Source organism: Bacillus sp. CHD6a (assembly GCF_001293645.1).
Lineage (GTDB): Bacteria > Bacillota > Bacilli > Bacillales > Bacillaceae_I > Sutcliffiella_A.
The window spans coordinates 1-2,046 of record NZ_LBMD01000052.1 but is presented as its reverse complement, the minus strand read 5'-3'; the positions used below and the strand labels follow the sequence as shown (position 1 = coordinate 2,046).

The window sequence follows — 2,046 nt, the reverse complement described above, 5'->3', positions numbered from 1 at the left end:
ATTCCGTAGAACCGACGTTATGACGCTGTTGTTTTGTTTAGTTTTCAAAGATCATTTTCTGTCGCTCCGTGGCGACTTAATTACTATACCATGTTGTTTGTTTCTCGTCAACATGTTTTTTAAAGTTTTTGTTGCGAGCATTACAGCGAGTTAACAAATCGTGTTTTGCAGCAACGAATAATAATATACCATGCTAACCGTAACAAGGTCAACTACTTTTTTAATATAATTTTAAATTACTATTTTAAGAGGACTTTCTTCTATATAAAGAAGATATAAGTGCAACCTCTTATAAGTATGGTACCACCTCTACATTTCCTCAAACATTCTTAACAGAAAAAATCCCTGCCATATTATAGCAGGGATTTCATAACTCTTCTTCTATTAAACTATTCAACTAAGAAAACAAAGTACAGAACGAAGATGACAAACAATGCATACATGATTGGGTGAATTTCTTTCGCTCTACCTTTCATGATCATCGTGATTGGGTAGAAGATGAAACCTACTGCAATACCTGTTGCAATGCTGTATGTTAATGGCATTGCGATGACTGTTAAGAATGCAGGAACTGCAATCTCAAATTTGTTCCAATCAATTTTTCCTAATGCTGATACCATCAACACTCCGACAATGATTAGTGCTGGTGCTGTTACTGGTTCAGTGATGACGGAAAGCAATGGGAAGAATACTAGTGACAATAAGAACAACCCTGCTGTTATCACAGATGCGAATCCTGTTCTACCTCCAGCTGCTACACCCGAAGATGATTCAATGTAGGAAGTGGTAGTGGACGTTCCAAGTACAGCTCCAGCTACTGTTGCTGCAGAGTCTGCGAAAAGCGCTTTGCCTGCACGTGGGAGTTTGTTGTCTTTCATGAACCCCGCTTGGTTTGCAACGGCCACAAGGGTACCAGCTGTGTCAAAGAAATCTACGAATAAGAATGTAAGGATAACGACTAGCATTTGAATCGTAAAGATATCTCCTAAACTAGTAAACGCGGCACCGAATGTAGATCCGATACTTGGAACTGCTCCGACAACCGCAGAAGGTTTGTCAATTAAACCAAAAAGCATACCAACCACTGCTGTAATGACGATCCCGAAGAAGATACCGCCCTTAATTCCTCTTACCATAAGAATAACTGTAATAACTAGACCAAAGATTGCTAGTAATGTATTACCGTTTGTTAGATCTCCTAGTGCAACAAGTACTACATCGTCCCCGACGATAACACCTGCATTTTGAAAACCGATGAATGTGATGAATAGTCCGATACCTGCTCCAACTGCATATTTTAATTCTGCTGGAATAGCATTGATAATCTTTTCGCGAATACCGAATAGTGTTAAAAAGATAAAGATGATCCCAGAAACTAATACGCCTGCTAATGCTGTTTGCCAAGGGATGCCCATGCCAAGTACAACGGAATAAGCGAAGAATGCATTAAGACCCATACCCGGTGCAAGTGCGATTGGATATTTTGCATAGAGTCCCATGATCAAGCAACCAACTGCTGCGGATAGGGCTGTCGCTGTAAAGATAGCACCTTGATCCATGCGAAGGGCATCTGGATAGTCTCCCACACTTGCCAAAGAAAGCATCAGTGGATTTACTATCAATATATAGGCCATTGCCAGAAATGTCGTTAGTCCCGCAATGGATTCTGTTTTGTAGCTAGTACCGTGTTTCTCAAACTCAAAATAATTCTTCATGCAAAGATCCTCCTCAAGATAATTCGTACAAAAAAGAAAACGCTCCTGGCATAAACCAGGAGCGCTAACATTTAACAGACGAGGATAGGAAGAAGTGAAACATTCATCTAAAAAAATCTAGATTTAAGTATCACCTAGTTCCTATTACCTCGTAGTCAAGCTGTTTACGGTAGCCTGGTAGAAACTTTTGGGCCATATTCCCAAATTTATACGAGATTTGAACTATAAATGTATGATAATTTCTTTTTTATATTACCAACCTAACAAAGATTCGTCAACATAAAATGCGAACATTCGACAAATAATTTTTACCAATGTTCGTTTTTAACCC

At 39.1% G+C, this 2,046-nt stretch carries 1 protein-coding gene and 1 riboswitch; the gene reads right to left on the bottom strand.

The genetic code is table 11. The features are described from left to right. Nucleotides 1-389 precede the first annotated feature (389 nt). A complete protein-coding gene (locus AAV98_RS19710; protein WP_060667204.1) occupies nucleotides 390-1,715 on the bottom strand; it encodes an NCS2 family permease in 1,326 nt (441 codons plus the stop codon). Between the two features lie 132 nt (nucleotides 1,716-1,847). Further along, a riboswitch (purine riboswitch) is annotated at nucleotides 1,848-1,949 on the bottom strand. Between the last annotated feature and the right edge of the window lie 97 nt (nucleotides 1,950-2,046).